General features: G+C 64.1%; 14 protein-coding genes. 2 read left to right on the forward strand and 12 right to left on the reverse strand.

Annotated elements, in window-relative coordinates:
* Positions 1–121: 121 nt before the first annotated feature.
* The 4 genes from AC5E6W_RS00145 to AC5E6W_RS00160 form a co-directional block, all read right to left on the reverse strand.
* Entirely contained in the window at positions 122–1,492 is a 1,371-nt protein-coding gene (locus tag AC5E6W_RS00145) for a putative outer membrane beta-barrel protein (RefSeq protein ID WP_491750220.1), read from the reverse strand.
* Positions 1,489–2,094: an RNA polymerase sigma factor gene (locus AC5E6W_RS00150; RefSeq protein ID WP_491750221.1), complete on the reverse strand. Its 606-nt coding sequence runs from the start codon at positions 2,092–2,094 to the stop codon at positions 1,489–1,491. Before AC5E6W_RS00150 ends, AC5E6W_RS00145 begins: the two co-directional genes overlap by 4 nt.
* 118 nt (positions 2,095–2,212) lie before the next feature.
* Positions 2,213–2,638 (reverse strand): OsmC family protein, encoded by a 426-nt coding sequence (locus AC5E6W_RS00155; RefSeq protein ID WP_491750222.1) that lies wholly within the window; start codon positions 2,636–2,638, stop codon positions 2,213–2,215.
* Between the two features lie 172 nt (positions 2,639–2,810).
* Positions 2,811–4,118 (reverse strand): NCS2 family permease, encoded by a 1,308-nt coding sequence (locus AC5E6W_RS00160; protein ID WP_491750223.1) that lies wholly within the window; start codon positions 4,116–4,118, stop codon positions 2,811–2,813.
* Positions 4,119–4,339: 221 nt separating this feature from the next.
* On the opposite strand from AC5E6W_RS00160, the gene AC5E6W_RS00165 reads away from it, so the two are divergent.
* A complete protein-coding gene (locus AC5E6W_RS00165) occupies positions 4,340–4,864 on the forward strand; it encodes a cupin domain-containing protein (RefSeq protein ID WP_491750224.1) in 525 nt (174 codons plus the stop codon).
* Positions 4,865–5,447: 583 nt separating this feature from the next.
* On the opposite strand, the gene AC5E6W_RS00170 is transcribed toward AC5E6W_RS00165, so the two are convergent.
* The 6 genes from AC5E6W_RS00170 to AC5E6W_RS00195 form a co-directional block, all read right to left on the reverse strand.
* Positions 5,448–5,909: a nucleoside deaminase gene (locus AC5E6W_RS00170; protein ID WP_491750225.1), complete on the reverse strand. Its 462-nt coding sequence runs from the start codon at positions 5,907–5,909 to the stop codon at positions 5,448–5,450.
* 4 nt (positions 5,910–5,913) lie between these two features.
* Entirely contained in the window at positions 5,914–7,368 is a 1,455-nt protein-coding gene (locus AC5E6W_RS00175; RefSeq protein ID WP_491750226.1) for a bifunctional 2-methylcitrate dehydratase/aconitate hydratase, read from the reverse strand.
* A gap of 83 nt (positions 7,369–7,451) precedes the next feature.
* The gene (prpC, locus tag AC5E6W_RS00180; protein WP_491750227.1) at positions 7,452–8,630 is read right to left on the reverse strand and encodes a bifunctional 2-methylcitrate synthase/citrate synthase; all 1,179 of its coding nucleotides are present in this window, start codon (positions 8,628–8,630) and stop codon (positions 7,452–7,454) included.
* A 34-nt stretch (positions 8,631–8,664) separates the two neighbouring features.
* Complete coding sequence (locus AC5E6W_RS00185) at positions 8,665–9,171, reverse strand: DUF6197 family protein (RefSeq protein WP_491750228.1); 507 nt, start codon at positions 9,169–9,171, stop codon at positions 8,665–8,667.
* Positions 9,168–10,091, reverse strand: a complete 924-nt coding sequence (prpB, locus tag AC5E6W_RS00190) for a methylisocitrate lyase (protein WP_491750229.1) — start codon at positions 10,089–10,091, stop codon at positions 9,168–9,170. The genes AC5E6W_RS00185 and prpB overlap by 4 nt, the downstream gene beginning before the upstream one ends.
* Positions 10,092–10,154: 63 nt before the next feature.
* Entirely contained in the window at positions 10,155–11,624 is a 1,470-nt protein-coding gene (locus tag AC5E6W_RS00195) for a metallophosphoesterase (RefSeq protein ID WP_491750230.1), read from the reverse strand.
* A gap of 212 nt (positions 11,625–11,836) precedes the next feature.
* Here AC5E6W_RS00195 and yiaK point away from each other — a divergent pair, with 212 nt between their 5' ends.
* Positions 11,837–12,856, forward strand: coding sequence for a 3-dehydro-L-gulonate 2-dehydrogenase (gene yiaK, locus AC5E6W_RS00200; protein ID WP_491750231.1), 1,020 nt, complete (start codon positions 11,837–11,839; stop codon positions 12,854–12,856).
* Between the two features lie 235 nt (positions 12,857–13,091).
* Here the strand turns inward: yiaK and AC5E6W_RS00205 are convergent, their stop codons facing one another.
* Positions 13,092–14,024 (reverse strand): hypothetical protein, encoded by a 933-nt coding sequence (locus tag AC5E6W_RS00205; RefSeq protein WP_491750232.1) that lies wholly within the window; start codon positions 14,022–14,024, stop codon positions 13,092–13,094.
* Positions 14,025–14,193: 169 nt separating this feature from the next.
* Positions 14,194–16,395 (reverse strand): S9 family peptidase, encoded by a 2,202-nt coding sequence (locus AC5E6W_RS00210; RefSeq protein WP_491750233.1) that lies wholly within the window; start codon positions 16,393–16,395, stop codon positions 14,194–14,196.
* Positions 16,396–16,402 lie beyond the last annotated feature (7 nt).

Genomic DNA, 16,402 nt, shown 5'->3' on the forward strand with positions numbered 1-16,402 from the left:
AAGCCGTTCGTGGTGAGTAGCCAACGGTGGAAAGAAGCGCGCGCAGCGAACCCGTGTTCTTATGTTCCGTCGAAGGCGGCCAGGGCATCACGCAGGATCAAGACAGGTCGAAGGAAGCGTGTCAGTTGGTCCTCCCCTTGCCGAAGGTGTAGGTCAACCCGAGAAACGGCTGGCTCGACAACGTGCGCCGCACCAGAACCGGGAACGACTCGTTGATCGAAGCCTGCTTGATGTAGCCATACGAGATCTCCGGCGTCCGATAGATCACGCCGCGATACCCCGCGGTCAGATCCAGGTGATCGGTCAGGTGGATCTTTGCACCGCCGCCCACAAGTCCCGTCGAGCGATACGCGCGATGGATGGCCATGTTCGGGTTGTCGTGCGGCGCAAACACCAGCATGCCTCCACCCAGCTGGACATACGGCGAGATCCTTCCACTCGTCGGCACCGTCAGCACGGCCGACGGCGTGAACTCCACCTGCCGTTCCTGAATGCTGCCCGTCTGGAAGAACGAGCTCGATGATGTGCTCGAGGTGAAGTTCCCCGCGGTGTACGTGTACCGGCTGGTGTGCATCGCTCCATCCAACCGCAGGCTGATCATGCGGAAGACCGGCGTCTCCACGCTCACCAGCGCTCCCGGCGCTGAGCTTTCGCTCACCGTCTGCGCTATCCCCGTTGAGACCCCCACGAAGTCCGTCACATTCACCGTGCTCCGCCCCACCGTGAGATTCCCCAGCGCCGCCGCCGTCACCGAGAACGGATGATGGTGCGAAGGCTGCTTCACCGCAACCGGCAAAGCCACCGGCGGCTCAGCATCGTTCTTCAACTCGGAAGAAGCCATCACCCTCCCACCGGCCCCACTGCCCGGCAGCAACGGAGCCTCCCTCCAATCGAAGCTCGCAACCTGCGGCGGCATCAGCGTCTCTCCCGGCTCATTCGCAACCCGCGGCTTCTGCTCCGAATTCTCCGCAACCTCTGTCTGCAGCGGCGTCACCGCGCACGTAGCGACACGCCACCTCACCGGGCCCCCCGCGGCACCGCCAGTCCCACGCCCGCCATGCTCTCCCATCACCGGCACGGCCTGAGGCGCAGGAGCAGCAGCTCCACCACCCGCCGCAACACCCGGAGGCGATGGAGGCGGCAGCACCGCCGGAGTCGCCGCATGAAACAGGAAGAACAAACTCGGCAGCACCAGCCCGCAAAGCGTCCCCAGCGTGAACGGCTTCCACCACCCGAACGCCGAGCCCCGCGCCTCCACCAGCGCCGGCCGCAGCCTCTGCCAGTGATGGTCGGAGATCGCCGCCAAGCCCGCCGCCGTCATCGCCGGCGCTTCGCTCCCGGCACGCAGCTCGCCGAGCGTAGCCGCAATCGCTGCCGACTCCGCCGCCAGCTGCGGATCATTCTCCAGCGCGGCATACAGCTCGCGTGCCCGCTGCGGAGAAAGCTCATGCAGATGGAACGCGATGAGCTCGTTTTCGTTGAAGGAACTCATCGTGCCTCCTCAAGGTAGTTGCGGTTCGTCGGCTGGGTCTTCATCGCCGGTGGGCTCAGTTCGCGGCGCATCTTCGCAACGGCCCGGAAGACCGCCTGCTTTGCCGCATTGACAGAAATGTTCAGCGCCTCCGCAACCTCGCGCATCGACTGGTCCTCCAGGTGCCGCAGCACCAGCGCCGTGCGCTCCATCGGGGTAAGGCATTGCATGGCCCGTTCGCGCCGCGCGATCGCCTCGCCGCGCAGCAACTCCGCCTCCGGCGTGGGCAGAGCCGAGGCCGGATAGGCCGTCTCGTCCGTCGGCTCCACCGCCTTCGCCGACCACGTCACCTCGCGCCCCCTGCGCTCCACCAGGTTCAGCGCGCGGTTCACCGCAATGCGGTATACCCACGTTCCGAAGGAGGCCTCCTCGCGGAACTTCGAGATCCGGTGATACGCCGCAAGAAATGCCTCCTGCGTAGCCTCCTCCGCGTCCACCGCATTGCCCGTAATCCTCTCCGTCACGCGCAGCACCGCGGCCAGATGACGGTCCATCAGGATGCGAAACGCATCCCGGTCCCCGTCCCGTACTCGACGGATCGCTTCCAGCTCCACGCTGTCCATTCGCCCACTTAGACAATCCGGAGCACGAGGTAGTTAGGCGTCCCCGTCAGAAAAAACAAAAGCCCCCGGATCTCTCCGGAGGCTCGTCTTCCATCAGCGCTCGGTTGAGCTCAAAAAATTACACCAGCTGCGCGTCCAGCGTGATCTCTGCAGCCTTCAGCAGGCGCGAGATTGGGCAGCCTTCCTTCGCCTTCTTCGCCAGCTCCGCAAACTTCTCCGCGTCGAGGTTCGGCACGCGGACGCGGGTCTGCAGGTGAATCTTCGTCACCGTCGGACCGTCGTCAGTCTTCTCCATCGTCACGGTCGCAGACGTCTCAATGCTCTGCGGCACGTGCTCCACGCTGGTCAGCTGGCCGGAAAGCGCCATGCTGAAGCAGCCCGCGTGCGCCGCCGCGATCAGCTCCTCGGGGTTGGTCCCGATGCCGTTCTCGAAGCGCGTGGTAAAGCTGTACTGGGCGTCCTTCAGCACGCCGCTCTGCGTGCTGATCGTGCCATTGCCATCCTTCAGGCCACCATGCCAGATGGCGGATGCTGTGCGGTCCATAATGTGTTCCTCCGATGCGAATTGTACCTAGGCTGAGATGCCACTTGCGAGATCCGCGACCGACTTTGACCGTGCTGTCACGGTAATCGTGCCCGGCGTACATCCCCACAGACGGCTACGCCAACCGTGGAGTCTCGGAACACGCACAACGTAGAACGCACAACCCGCCCCGTTACCCCGCATGCATCCACACAAACCGCCCCAGGAACAGCAACGCCAGCAGATACAGCATCCAGTGCTGCCGCCGAGCCCGTCCCGTGGCAATCTCCAGCACCGCAAAGCTGATCAGCCCAAAGCTCAGCCCCGTCGCAATCGAGTACGTCAGCGGAATCGTGATCAGCGTCAGAAACGCCGGAATCGCCACCCGCGGCTCGTCCCAGTCGATCCGCGCCGACCCCGCCACCATCAGCGCGCCCACCAGCACCAGCGCCGGAGCCGTCGCAAAGTCCGGAATCGGTCCCACCAGCGGCGCCACGAAGATCGACAGCAGGAACAGCAGCCCCGTCACAATCGCCGCCACACCCGTGCGCCCGCCCGCAGCCACACCCGCCGAGCTCTCGATATAACTCGTCACCGTCGACGTCCCCGCCAGCGATCCCACCACCGTCGCCGTCGCGTCCGCGAAGAAGATCTTGTCCAGCCGGGGAATTGTATGATCCTCCGCGATCAAGCCCGCCCGCTCCGTCACCGCCACCAGCGTGCCGATATTGTCGAACAAATCCACGAACAGGAACACGAAGATGATCTCCAGCGCATTCATCTTCAGCGCGCCGCGGATGTCGAGCTGAAACGCCGTCGCCCGAATCGCCATCGGGTCCATCGTCGAAGGCTGCCAGTGCACCTGGTGAAAGAGGATGCCCACCAGCAGCGTGCCCAGCACGCCAATCAGCATCGACGCCTTCACGCGATACGCCTGCAGAATCGCAATCAGCACAATCCCGAAGATCGCCAGCTGCGCATCGTGCTGGTGCAGGTCACCCAGCGTCACCGTCGTCGCAGCGCTACGCACGATGATGTGCGCATTGACCAGCCCGATGAACGCGATGAAGAGGCCGATGCCGCCTGCAACGGCAGCATGCAGCTGGTACGGAATCGCCGCCACCAGCTTTTGCCGTATGCCGCCGAACGTCAGCAGCAGGAAGATCACGCCCGAGAGAAACACCGCGCCCAGCGCCGTCTGCCACGGCACGCCCATGCCCTTCACCACCGTGTAGGTGAAGTACGCGTTCAGCCCCATCCCGGGCGCAAGCGCGAGAGGATAATTCGCCAGCGCCCCCATCAGGAAGCTCCCAATCGCCGCGCACAAGCAAGTCGCCACCGTCACCGAAGCCAGCGGCATCCCCGTCTGCGACAGAATCGACGGGTTCACGAAGATGATGTACGCCATCGTGATGAACGTCGTCACCCCAGCCAGCGTCTCCGTGCGCCAGTTCGTCTGGTGCTCGGCAAAACCGAAGTGGCGTTCGAGGCGCTCGCGCATGGGCTGCTCGTCTCTTTTCGTGGCAGATTTGGAGGGCTGTTCAGCCAGCATATCGCGAATCCCCGCCAAACCCTTTTACCGCCCTCCCACCTCTAGCCCGACCACTACGCCCGGGTGCCCCATATCTCGAAGAGATGTGGGCATCGCGCGTATAGCGCGACCGCCCCACCCACGTTCGTGTTCGACCCTGCGCCCCTGAACCCACCCGCTACCATCTCTCCATGCCCTCTCTCACCGCCGACGACGTCAAAAAACTCCTCCACCTCCAGCCCCATCCCCGCGAAGGCGGCTGGTACATCCGTACCTGGGAGAGCGAAGAACTCATCGCGCCCGAAAGCTTCAGCGACGGCCGTTACACCGGCCCGCGCCGCACCTCCACCGCCATCTATTACCTCCTCGAGCCCCACACCTTCTCCGAGATGCACGTATTGAAGAGCGACGAGATCTTCCACCACTATCTCGGCGACGCAGTGGAGATGCTGCAATGCTTCCCCGACGGCACGAGCAAGCGCATCATCCTCGGCAAGGACATCGCCGCAGGCGAGCTGCTGCAAGCCGTGGTCCCGCGAGGCGTATGGCAAGGCTCCCACCTGCTCCACCCCGAAGAACCCAACAGCTGGGCCCTGCTGGGCTGCACCGTCTCCCCCGGCTTCGAGTTCGAAGACTACGCCGACGCTCCCCGCGCAGAGCTCATCGCAAAGTGGCCCCACGAGCGCGCTTTGTTGGAGCTCCTCACGCGAGCCTAGCGTCCTGACTTTCAACTCACTACAGAGAATTTGTCATCCTGAGCAGAGCGAAGGACCTGTTGTTTGCAGCGAAGGCAAAACCTCTCGCTAAAGATCTGGTGCGACGATTCCTCCCAGTCTGCACACTAGCGCTGTCAAGCTCCCGGAGTCTCGCGCATCCGCGAAACCCAGCGCCAATACAGGCGAAACGCACCCCACCGACTTGGCGCTTCTACTCGCTCCACTCCCTACAATGGAAGGAGCGGCCCCAATGTCCGGGTGCCGGAGCTTCATTCCTACGCACGAATGGCCGCCATAAATCCCCTGCCAGGAACCGTCTCCACCGCGCCCCCGTGGCCCCGCCACGAACGGCAGGTCGTCCTGAGCGTCATCGAAGGACTTCAGCCGTGACATCAACGCGCCGCCGAAACCCCGGCTTCAGCCGCTGAGGGACCCCGTGACGAAACAGCTCAGCAAAGAGCCGCAAAACCAAGGTCCACCCCTAAAGTCTCCCGATCGAAGACTTTGCGCAAAAGGGGGGGAGGGGGGTACCCCCCGGGAGCCGATACCGAAAGGCTAGCAGCCAGAAGCTATAAGCGAGCAGCTAGCTTTCATCCACCCCAATATCCTCGTTCCAAACCTCAGGGTGCGCCGCGATGAACCCGCCCAGCAGCTCGATGCACTCACGGCTTTTCATGTCGACGACCTCGATCCCCAGCGCCCGCAGCTCTTCGATGCCGCCCTGAAAGGTCTCGCTCTCGCCCACGACCACCGTGCGAAACCCAAACTGCCGCACCAGCCCCGAGCAGTAGAAACACGGGGCCAGGGTGGTCACCATGATCAGGTGGCGATAGCTCTTCTGCCGCCCCGCGTTCCGAAACGCGTCAGTCTCGCCATGCACGCTCGGATCGCCCTGCTGCACACGCCGATTGCGCCCACGCCCCAACAGCGTGCCATCGCGCCGGAAGATCGCCGCCCCAATAGGGATGCCGCCCTCCGCTAGCCCCATCCGCGCTTCCTCAATCGCCACAGCCAGCATCGCCGCATAATCCGGTGTTTCTGCCACGGTCTTACTCCTTCACCACGAACATCGAAACAAAGTCATCCACTCGCATCGCCTCGAGCTTCGCCTGCTCGTTGCAGGCAGCCATGATCGCGTCTTGTTCTTGCGCGCCGAATTTACGGGACAAGTTGCGCTGGAACTTCTCAATCAGCAGCGGAATCCCATCGGTGCGCCGCAGCCGATGTCCAATCGGATACTCGACCACAACCTCAGGCAGCAAGGTTCCATCGTTCAGCTCCACCGTAAGAGCATTCGCAATCGAGCGCTTCGTGGGATCGTGATAGTCCTGCGTGAACTGCGCGTCTTCCACGCACACAATCCGCGAACGCACCTCGTCGATCCGCTTGCCCCACAACGGGTCGAGCGCAACCTTGTCCTCATAGTCCTCGGCAGTCAGCCGCCCGAAGATCAGCGGCACCGCCACCATGTACTGAATGCAGTGGTCGCGGTCCGCCGGATTATTCAGCGGGCCTTGCTTGTCGATGATGCGGATCGCCGCTTCATGCGTGCGAATCGTCACCTTGGCGATGTCCGCAGCCGTCTTGCCCATCGCCGCCAGCTGCCTATGCAGCGTCATCGCCGCTTCCACCGCCGTCTGCGAGTGGAACTCCGCCGGGAAGCTGATCTTGAACAGCACGTTCTCCATCACATAGCTTCCATAAGCCCGCTGGAACTTGAACGGCTGCCCCTTGAAGCTCACGTCGTAGAAGCCCCATGTCTTCGCGCTCAACACACTCGGGTAACCCATCTCTCCGGTCTTCGCGATCAACGCCAGCCGCACCCCACGCGACGTAGCATCGCCCGCAGCCCAGCTCTTGCGCGACCCCGTGTTCGGAGCATGCCGATAGGTCCGCAGCGACTGTCCATCCACGAACGCCAGCGACACCGCTTTCAGCGTCTGCTCGCGCGTCAAGCCGAGCAGCTTGGCCGCCACCGCCGTGCTGGCCACCTTCACCAGAATCACGTGATCCAGCCCGACTTTGTTGAAGCTGTTCTCCAGCGCCAGGCAGCCCTGGATCTCATGCGCCTGGATCATCGCAGTCAGCACATCGCGCATCGTCAGAGGCGTACCGTTCCGCGTAAGCCAGTCACTTACCGCAAGGATCGCCCCCAAGTTGTCGCTCGGGTGTCCCCACTCCGCCGCCAGCCACGTGTCGTTGAAGTCCAGCCAGCGAATGATCGCGCCGATGTTGAATGCCGCCTGCACCGGATCGAGCTCATACGCCGTGCCCGGCACACGCGCGCCGTTCGTCATCGTGAGCCCCGGAACCACCGGCCCCAGCAGCTTGGTGCAAGCCGGATAGCCCAACGCCTCCAGCCCACACCCCAGCGTGTCCATCAGGCAGTAGCGCGCTGTCTCGTAAGCCAGCTCGCTCGTGACGTTGTAACCCAGCACGTAGTCGACGATGTCGACGATCGGCTGATCGAAAGGAGGGCGCTCGTTGCTGATGGGTGCGGACATAGGGAAGCTCTTAGCTGTTAGCTTCTAGCTTCTAGCCTGAGCTTGCAAGCGAGCGAGGCATTCATCGAACAAGATTGCTGCCTCTACCGCTCCTGGATCTCCACCCACTCTGTATCCTCCGGCCCGGTGTAGTTTGCCGTGGGCCGGATGATCTTGCCATCCTCGCGCTGCTCGATCACGTGAGCTCCCCAGCCGCTGGTCCTGGCAATGGCGAAGATCGGCGTGAACATCGACGTGGGAATACCCATCACGTGGTACGCCACGGCGGAGAACCAGTCGAGGTTGGGGAACATCTTCTTCGCGTCCCACATCACGCTCTCCAGCCGCTCAGCAACGTTGTACATCGTCATATCGCCGGCAGTGGCCGAGAGGTCATGCGCGATCTTCTTGATCACCACGTTGCGCGGGTCGGTGATGGTGTACACCGGGTGGCCGAAGCCGATGATGACTTCCTTGCGGGCGACTCGCTCGCGGATGTCAGCCTCAGCCTCATCAGGCGACGCGTAGCGTTGCTGGATCTCCAGCGCGACCTCGTTCGCTCCGCCATGCTTCGCGCCCTTCAGCGCGCCGATGGCTCCGGCGATCGACGAGTACATATCGCTGCCTGTGCCTGCGATGACGCGGGCGGTGAAGGTGCTGGCGTTGAACTCGTGCTCGGCATAGAGGATCAGCGAGACCTGCATCGCTTGGATCCACTCGGGGCTCTGCTTGGAGCCGTGCAGCAGCGTGAGGAAGTGTGACGCGATGGAGTCGTCGTCGGTCTCAACCTCGATGCGCTTGCCCGAGTTCGCGAAGTGATACCAGTACAGCAGCATCGAACCCATGGAGGCCATGATGCGATCGGCCACCGCCGCTCCAGTGCCGGGAGCATGGGTCAGGTTCTCAAGATGATGCTCCGGCTCCAGCGTCGCGAGCACGCTGACGCCGACGCGCAGCACATCCATGGGATGCGAGTTCTTCGGACATTGCTCGAGCGCGATCTTGACGCCTGCAGGCAGGCCGCGCAGCGTCTTCAGGCGCGCCTTGTAGGCACCGAGCTGATCACTCGTGGGCAGCGCACCGTACAGCAGGAGGAACGCAACCTCCTCGAACTCGGCCTTCGCGGCGAGGTCGTAGATGTCATAGCCGCGATAGTGCAGGTCGTTGCCATTGCGGCCGACGGTGCTCAGCGCCGTATTGCCGGCGACCACACCGGAGAGAGCCACGGACTTCTTGGGCTTGAACGGGACTGGGGTTGCAGCTGGGGTAACAGCTTCGCTCATCACATGTGCCTTCCGGGAGAAAATGGGTTGCACGCTAGCGCGCTTGCGGTGCGGCCTGCTGCTCGGCAAGCCGCTTGCGGATGTTCGCTTCGGCCACGTCCAAGACATGTTGAATGTCGGCGAATGTGGTCGTGGGGTCGTTGTTGTAGTTCATCAGCCGGTGCTCGTAGTTGCGGTTTGCGGCGATGGCATCGACAACGAAGCGCACCTCCTGCATCGCGGCTTCCCGATGCGCGAACGTGCCGGAGATCTCGTTCGATGCCACCTCCAGCGCACAGTACAAGCTGTAGGTCTTCGCCTCGGCAGGACACTTGCGGTTGTCGGCTCGGTTCCACACGGCAGGCGAGCTAAGGATCTGCTTCGCGCGTTCTACGATGCGGATGTCATCGGCTGAGACGGGCGGCCGCACCTCCGAATCGTCCTTCTGTTCCGTCGATTGCGCGGGCTTCAGTGACGGGGAACTTGCCGTCTGCGCAGGCAAGATGGTTGCCCCGCACATGGCGAGGAGCAAGGCCGTCATCTCAACGGTGCGGAGCGTCATTCTTCGTCCCCCTCCTTCGCAAAGAGCTCATCCAGCTTGTTCTCGAAGGCGTGGTAGCCCAGAAAATCGTAGAGCTGCGAGCGTGTCTGCATGGTGCGCAGCACGTTCTTCTGGGAGCCGTCGGTCCGGATGTACTGATAGACGTTGAGGGCCGCTGCATTGGCAGCACGGAAGGCCGAGAGTGGATACAGCACCAGCGAGACTTCGGCGCGGCGGAGTTCTTCCGTGGTGAACATTGGCGTGGCGCCGAACTCCGTGATGTTCGCCAGCACCGGCACCTTCACGCGGCGCACGAAGGCGGTGTAGTCCTCAAGCTTCGCGACAGCCTCGGGGAAGACCATGTCCGCGCCCGCCTCGACACAGGCTGCAGCGCGATCCAGCGCGGCGTTCAGGCCTTCGCTGGCCAGGGCATCGGTGCGGGCCATGATGACGAAGTGCGGATCGCCCGATCCAGCACGCGCGTCCACCGCGGCCTTGATGCGGTCGACCATCTCTTCCGTCGAGACGATCTGCTTGTTGGGCCGATGGCCGCAGCGCTTCTGCGCCACCTGGTCTTCGATGTGGCAGCCCGCGGCGCCGGCCTGGATCAGCGAGCGAATGCTGCGGGCGATGTTGAAGGCTCCGCCGAAGCCCGTGTCGATATCGACGAGCAAAGGCAAGCTGGAGACAGCCGTGATGCGCCGTGCGTCGACCAGGACATCGTCGATGGTGGAGATGCCGAGATCGGGCAGACCCAGCGAGCCCGCGGCCACGCCGCCTCCGGAGAGATACAGCGCCTCATAGCCCGTGCGTTCGGCCATTAGCGCGTGGTATGCGGTCGTCGCGCCGACGACCTGCAGCGGACGTTCTGCTGCCACCGCGGCGCGCAGCCGGGCTCCTGGAGTATGTGATAGTGTTGCGGCCTGCGTCTGATCGTCCATGATTGTGCAGACGATGCTAGCAGCTTGGGGTTTCGACTGGCCGGCCTGTGCAGGCCCGGAGCGCTACTTGGCCGGGCTCTTGCACACGCAAGCAGAGAAGTCCGCGGAGCGCGGGTTCGCCATCGCGCACGCATACGTCGGCCACAGCATCTGCATCGCAGCGGCCTTCAGGTTCGCGCTGACGCCGACATCGCCCACGAAATAGTGCTGCTGATACGCCTTGCTCAGGTCCGAGCTGCCGGAGCGGTCTGCGAGGAAGTCGCCCATCAACGCCTTTACAGAGGCCGCCGAGTAATCCGGCTGGCGGTAGGTCGTCGAGTAGGTGTACTCCGTGCTCCATGCCGGCGCCTTGTGCCACAGCGAAGCGCTCTGGTTGGAGGCCGAGTACACGGTGTAATCCTTCAGCTCGGCGGTGGCCGGATCAATCTCGGCGACAGTGAACGCGGGATCATTGCCGTTCACGGGCGAGATGGACGGCACCAACTTCATGGCGATGGACCCGGCATTGCCCAGTCCGCTCAGCAGCCGCATCTCGTCCATGTGGGTGTGCGCGAAGAGAGCCAGCTTCACGATATCCGGATAGGCCGTGATGGTATCGAGCATCGACTCAGAGTCCAGGAACAGCGCCGGCTGCGCGCTTTTCACAGAACATCCATTGGCCCCGTTCTTGATGGTCTGGTAGGGATCGACGCCGGGAGGGATGTGGCCCATCACCCACACGTTCTGGTGGTGCGCGCGGGCGTCCTCCAGCTGCTGCTTGAGCCACATCACCTGCAGCTTGGCGGCGGCGCCGGACTTCAGAGCGGGTGAAGCTCCGGGGCAGGGTTCGTACTTCTTCGACTCGAAGAGGTCCTGCATCACCAGCAGTCGGGTGTGGTTCAGCGGCTTGGGCAGCACCACGCTCCAGTCGCCGAGGTGCTGCGCCTCCATGGCGATGGAATCGTTGACGCCCTGTCCCGCGGCCGCCGCAGCCACCCAGGCCGAGGTCACGAGGAACATGCTGTTGGGCGTCTCCTTGTAGTCGTCGCAGCCGGAGTCGTTGTTGCCCAGCGCGATGTACACGGGCACCTTGGGGTAGGCGAGCTTCAGCTCCAGCGCTACGAAGGTGACCGTGCGCGCGGCGAAGCGCGAGTACTCCTCGGCCGTGTAGTCCTTGACCAGCGCGCGATAGCGGCAGTCGAAGTCGTGCACCAGCAGGTCTCCGGAGACGGTGAGGAAGAGCGGGGCAGGTTCTGTCGTGGTGGCCTGCGCGAGGCTCGCCTTCAGTAGAGGCCAGGGTGTATCGATGCCCTTGGCGTGACAGGTCTTCTGCAGCCCGGCGAAGTCCGCCGCCTGGGTGCGGGAATCCGGCTCGCTGAGGATCGTCGCCCAACGGTCGACGGTGGTCGACTCCAGCTGCGCGAACTTGGCGGGGTCATGGAAGGGATCGAAGTGGATATCTGAAAGCATCACCGCTTTCACCGGCTCGCCGGGTGCGGGATGCGCCTCCGCGGCTGCGGTGCAGGCACCGGCCAACAGCAGTAGCGACGACAAAAGGGCGGCGATCCTCAGTTCCAAACGCTCCATGGTGCAACACGTTGAGTGTACGACGGCTCGGCCTTCGGGCGAGTGGCTTTGGACGGTTCCGGCTTGAACCGGGGTGACATCGTTGTCATCTTTAGGGAAGCCCTGGCCTTGCCACGAGGAACGCTGCGCGTCTGCGCGACCGCCGACGAACCTGCTCCGGACGCTGGTCTAATGGGTGCATGATTTGCCTCCCTTTTGACGAACTTCGCCAGCGGATCGAGAGCGTGCTGTTGGGCCTGGGGCTGACTCCGGACCGCGCGGCGCTCTCCGCCCGCTTGATCGCCGAGACCGATCGCGACGGCGTCCGCACCCATGGCGTCGCCCGCCTGCCGCGGCTTGCCGAAGGCATTCGCCTCGGCTATATTTCCGCCACCGCCGAGCCCGAGTGCGTGGCCTCGATGGGCGCACTGGAGCGCTGGGCCGGGCACCGCGGCGTCGGCAACGTCGCCGGATACGCCGCCATGTCCCGGGCGCTGGAGCTCGCGGAAGAGTTCGGCGTGGGCATGGTTGCCCTGGGCGATACCACCCACTGGATGCGCGGCGGGGCCTTCGGCTGGCAGGCTGCCGAGCGGGGCTTCGCTGCGATGTGCTGGTCGAACACGCTGCCCAACCTGCCGCCCTGGGGAGCGACGACGCCTGCGCTGGGCAACAACCCCCTCATTCTGGCGGTGCCTCATGTGGACGAGCGGGGGCAGCAAACTCCCATCGTGCTGGACATTGCGATGAGCCAGTTCTCCTATGGCAGCCTGAGTTCCTACCGCCAGCGCGGGGCACCGCTGCCGGTTCCCGGTGGCTACGACGAGCATGGCGGGCTGACCACCGATGCCGGAGCCATCGAGCAGACGCAGCGGGCGTTGCCCATCGGCTTCTGGAAGGGCTCGGGGCTCGCGTTCCTGCTGGACACGATGGGTGCAATGCTCTCCGGCGGAAGGGCTACCTGGCAGTTCGGCAAGGACCCACTGCAGGAAGTCGGCCAGTCGCAGATCTTCCTCGCGATGAAGGCCGACGAGGCGGGCGCGCGGGAGACGATTCAGGGCGCGATCGACAAGGTTCACGAAGCCACGCCGATTGCCGAGGGCAAGCCTGCTCGCTATCCGGGCGAAGGAACGCTCGCTGTCCGCGAACAGAGTCTGCGCGAGGGCTGCGCGATTGAGGATGCTGCGTGGGAGGCTTTCCTCAAACTTGAGAACTCGCGATAGCGGGTCCCCCCTCCCCCCTTTTACGTAAATGCTCAAAGCAAATAGGTTAGGGGTGGACCTTGAGCGAGCGTGCGCGCAAAGCCCAGTGTCTGCGTGTAAAGTATTCATAGCAAAGGGGTAGAGCCTACACGGTACCGGGTAGAAAGATAGATGGTTTACGCTCGCTCCGGCCGAGAAATGCGAACGCCCCGAGCGAGGCCACGGGGCGTTTCGTGGATGTCCTGAATGGCAGCGCTTACATGTTCGTGTTGCCGGCGCGCATGTCTTCGTTGAAGGTGGGGCGCGTGAAGCTCAGAGCTTCCTCGAGCAGGCCGCGGAAGTACTCGCCGCGGTCGATGGTGGCCTGCGTTGCGGTCGCCCAGTCGCCACCCTGCGACAGTGTCAGCTTGCCTTCGGCCTGCAGCCCCAGCGCGATCTTGCGAAGGTCGGCGGCGGTGGTGTTCAGGTACTGCGCGTCGCGTGGGTCGGCGATCCAGATGGGCGTGGGCGTGCCACCGGTGAGCACGTAGCTCAGCCAATAGACCTTGGTTTCGAGAAAGCGGCCGCGGTGCTCCGGCGATGCGTCGTTGAAGATGAACTTCTTCTGCTTGGTGGAGTAGTAGCGCGTGGTCACGGGCACCGGCTGACGGTTACCGCTCTTCACCATCTCCAGCTGGCCCTGGTCCAGCACCTTGCGAACGGCGTTGTAGATGAAGCTTTCGGCGAAGGGCTGCTCGAGTGCGGGCAGGACCTCGGCAAAGGTGCGGGTCAGCGAGGCCGAGACCTTGGCGTGCAACGGCGAGCCCAGACCATCCTCCAGCTTCACATCGCCGTGGACGATGAAGGTATCCGCACCCGAGGACGAGCCATGGAACGGCCAGGCGAAGTTCGCAAAGCTCAAGGGCAGGCCGTGTACGGTCACGACGGCGTCGGGTTGGGGGTTGCCGAGGCGGACGGCAGCCTCGGCGAAGAACTCGGCGATGCCGGCGGCAAACTTGGGGTTCGACGCGTCGAAGCTCTGGCTGAGCTCCAGCGTGACAGAGCGGCCGGGAGCAGCGGCGGAGGTCAGGCTCGCGCGCACCGTGGGCTCGCCGTGGAAGTCCTTGCCCGGCTCCAGCGGAGTAAGGACAAGGCCAGCGGCCCTGGCAGCGGTTTCAAGCGTAACGGCAGGTGCGGAGAGGCTGGACATCGGGGTTCCTTCAGAGAAAAGTTGACCCCTTTATTCTACCGTTTCCGGCCGCTCCTACCCCTCCCCGCCTCGCCCCTTGATGCCTCATGACCTCACACCTCTACAGGAAAGCTGTAGAGGAACGAGGCGCACAGGTCACCAGGAGCGAGGGCCATTCCCCAGGCCCCGTCTACGGTTTGAACTTCTCCTCGAAGAACACTGCCCCGCGACGGTAGGCTTCCAGCCAGCTGGAGTGCAGCAGGAAGCCGTGAATCTCGTCGGGGAAGATCAGCTCGTGGATCTCGATCTGCTCGTTCGCGGGCAGGGTGGTGTTGAGGGTGCGGAGCTTGTCGGCGAGGATCGGCGTCTGCGCGTAGGCTACGTTGCCGTCGTCGTCGCCGTGGATGAAGAGCACGGGCGAGCGCCAGCGGCTGATGTCGGCCAGCGGAGAGGCGGAGAGGCCGAGCGCGGCCTGCTTATCCCTGTCTGCGTAGCTGCCCGAGAGCCAGTCGGTGGCGTTGTCCTCGAGGTTCCAGTCGTGCACGCCGTGGAAGTCGACGCCGGCGGCGAAGACGTTGGAGGCACGGGCGAGCGCCATCGCCGTCAGGTAGCCGCCGTAGCTTCCGCCCCAGATGCCGAGGCGCTTCGGGTCGACATCTTTGCGGGCGCGCAGGTAATTCGCTGCGGCCATTACGTCGCCGAACTCATCTCCGCCCGCTGGGCCGCCGTGAATGCACTGGCGGAAGTCCAGCCCGTAACCCACACCGCAGTGGTAGTTCACGCTGAGCACGATGAACCCGCGGGAGGCCAGGTACTGGTTCATCGCGTACGCGTTGGAGTAGTAGTCCATCGCCGGATAGCCCAGCAGCATCTGCCGGCGCGGGCCGCCATGCACGAAGATCAGCGTTGGGTGTTTGCCCTCGGTCATGTGCGGCGGAAGGAAGAGCTGGCCGTGCAGCATGGAGCCATCCGCTGCCGGGAAGAGCGCCTGCCTGGGCGTGACGAACTCCTTCGCCGGGTAGTCGGCGGGCATCGCCGCAGGGTCGAGATCGGTAGACCCGCCGTGGGATTCAAGCAGCGCGGGGTGCATGGGCACGCGGGCGTCCGCGATGAGCGCGGCGACCGAGCCGTTGGCGCTGATGGTGGGGCGCGTCTCGATGCCGGCTCCGAAGCTGTACTGCTGCGGATGCGCGGCGCCGAAGGTGACCGACCAGATGTGGCGGCGGTCGGCGTCCAGCGGGTCCTTGGGTGCATCGTTGGAGGCGTAGAAGATCGCCTTGTGGTCGGGCGTCAACGTCGCGTCTTCGACCTCGTAATCGCCCGGAGTGAGCAGCGTGGCTTGTGGCGTCGCGGCCTCCGGGTTCACAGCGTAGAGGTGCACGAAGCCATCGGCTTCGCTGAAGAAGGCGATGCGGTCGTTCGCTGCGTAGAAGAGTCTCGGGGAGCCTGTGGCGAGGTGCGGAAGCACGCTGCCGGGCTGATTGGGTGTGGCGCTATAGATCGTCTTGCTTGCGCCGGAGTTGTAGTCGGATTTCGCCAGCTCCATGGTCTCAATCGACCAGACCGTCGGACTGGTGCGGCCGGTGTCGAGGCGGCCGGGGCGCTGGAACGAAGTGCGCAGCCAGGCCAGCGTCTTGCCGTCGGGAGAGAAGCTTGGGGCCGAGTCCACGCCGGTCGAAGGCGAAGCATAGCGGATGGTGTGCGAGGCGAAGTCGAAGAGCGCAATGAACGCATGCGAGGGTTGACCGCTCTCACGGCGGCGGCTGACGAAGGCGAGCGTCCTGCCATCGGGCGAGAGCGTCAATGAGCTCGCACTCCCGTGATCCCACACGATCTGCTTGGCGGCGTCCTTGGCTGACGGATCCTTGGCGGTGAGGTCTACCATCCACACCTGGCCGCCGCGAACGAAGAGCAGACTCTTGCCGTCATGCGTGAAGGTCAGGCCATGGCCTTCGCCGATCTTGATCGTGGAAGCTCCGATAGCGAGAGGTTGAACGAAAATCTCGGGCATGACATTGCGCTGCAGGTGCGCGGGGTTGGCGGGCTTGCCATCGGGTGTCGGGTCGTCATCATCCGGGCCGAAGGTGTAGGCGATTGCGCTGGCGTCGGGAGCGAAGCTGACCTCGAGGATGTCCATTGCGTCGTCCGCGGTGTTGTGCGTGAGGGCGCGGGCCGGAGACTTGGGGCCGCCCACATACAGGTTGTTGCGGCCGGAGAGATGCTCGGCCCAGGCGAAGAGATCGCCGGTGGGCGCAGCGGTCAAGTTCGTGCAGTACGGCCCACTGAGGGCCTGCTCCAGCGTGAATGAAGGCTTCGCCTGCGCGCTGCAGGAGAGGCACATCAACGAAAAGGAAGCTGCGCCAGCCGCCAGACCTAACCAGTTGTTTCGCATGCGCACA

The organism is Bryocella sp., assembly GCF_058498515.1.

Coding starts and splice junctions, on each gene's coding strand:
- AC5E6W_RS00150 (WP_491750221.1), bottom strand. CDS start 2,094: ATGGACAGCGTGGAGCTGGAAGCGATCCGTCGAGTACGGGACGGGGAC.
- AC5E6W_RS00185 (WP_491750228.1), bottom strand. CDS start 9,171: ATGACGCTCCGCACCGTTGAGATGACGGCCTTGCTCCTCGCCATGTGC.
- AC5E6W_RS00175 (WP_491750226.1), bottom strand. CDS start 7,368: ATGTCCGCACCCATCAGCAACGAGCGCCCTCCTTTCGATCAGCCGATC.
- AC5E6W_RS00165 (WP_491750224.1), top strand. CDS start 4,340: ATGCCCTCTCTCACCGCCGACGACGTCAAAAAACTCCTCCACCTCCAG.
- AC5E6W_RS00145 (WP_491750220.1), bottom strand. CDS start 1,492: ATGAGTTCCTTCAACGAAAACGAGCTCATCGCGTTCCATCTGCATGAG.
- AC5E6W_RS00160 (WP_491750223.1), bottom strand. CDS start 4,118: ATGCGCGAGCGCCTCGAACGCCACTTCGGTTTTGCCGAGCACCAGACG.
- AC5E6W_RS00155 (WP_491750222.1), bottom strand. CDS start 2,638: ATGGACCGCACAGCATCCGCCATCTGGCATGGTGGCCTGAAGGATGGC.
- AC5E6W_RS00205 (WP_491750232.1), bottom strand. CDS start 14,024: ATGTCCAGCCTCTCCGCACCTGCCGTTACGCTTGAAACCGCTGCCAGG.
- prpB (WP_491750229.1), bottom strand. CDS start 10,091: ATGGACGATCAGACGCAGGCCGCAACACTATCACATACTCCAGGAGCC.
- prpC (WP_491750227.1), bottom strand. CDS start 8,630: ATGAGCGAAGCTGTTACCCCAGCTGCAACCCCAGTCCCGTTCAAGCCC.
- yiaK (WP_491750231.1), top strand. CDS start 11,837: ATGATTTGCCTCCCTTTTGACGAACTTCGCCAGCGGATCGAGAGCGTG.
- AC5E6W_RS00210 (WP_491750233.1), bottom strand. CDS start 16,395: ATGCGAAACAACTGGTTAGGTCTGGCGGCTGGCGCAGCTTCCTTTTCG.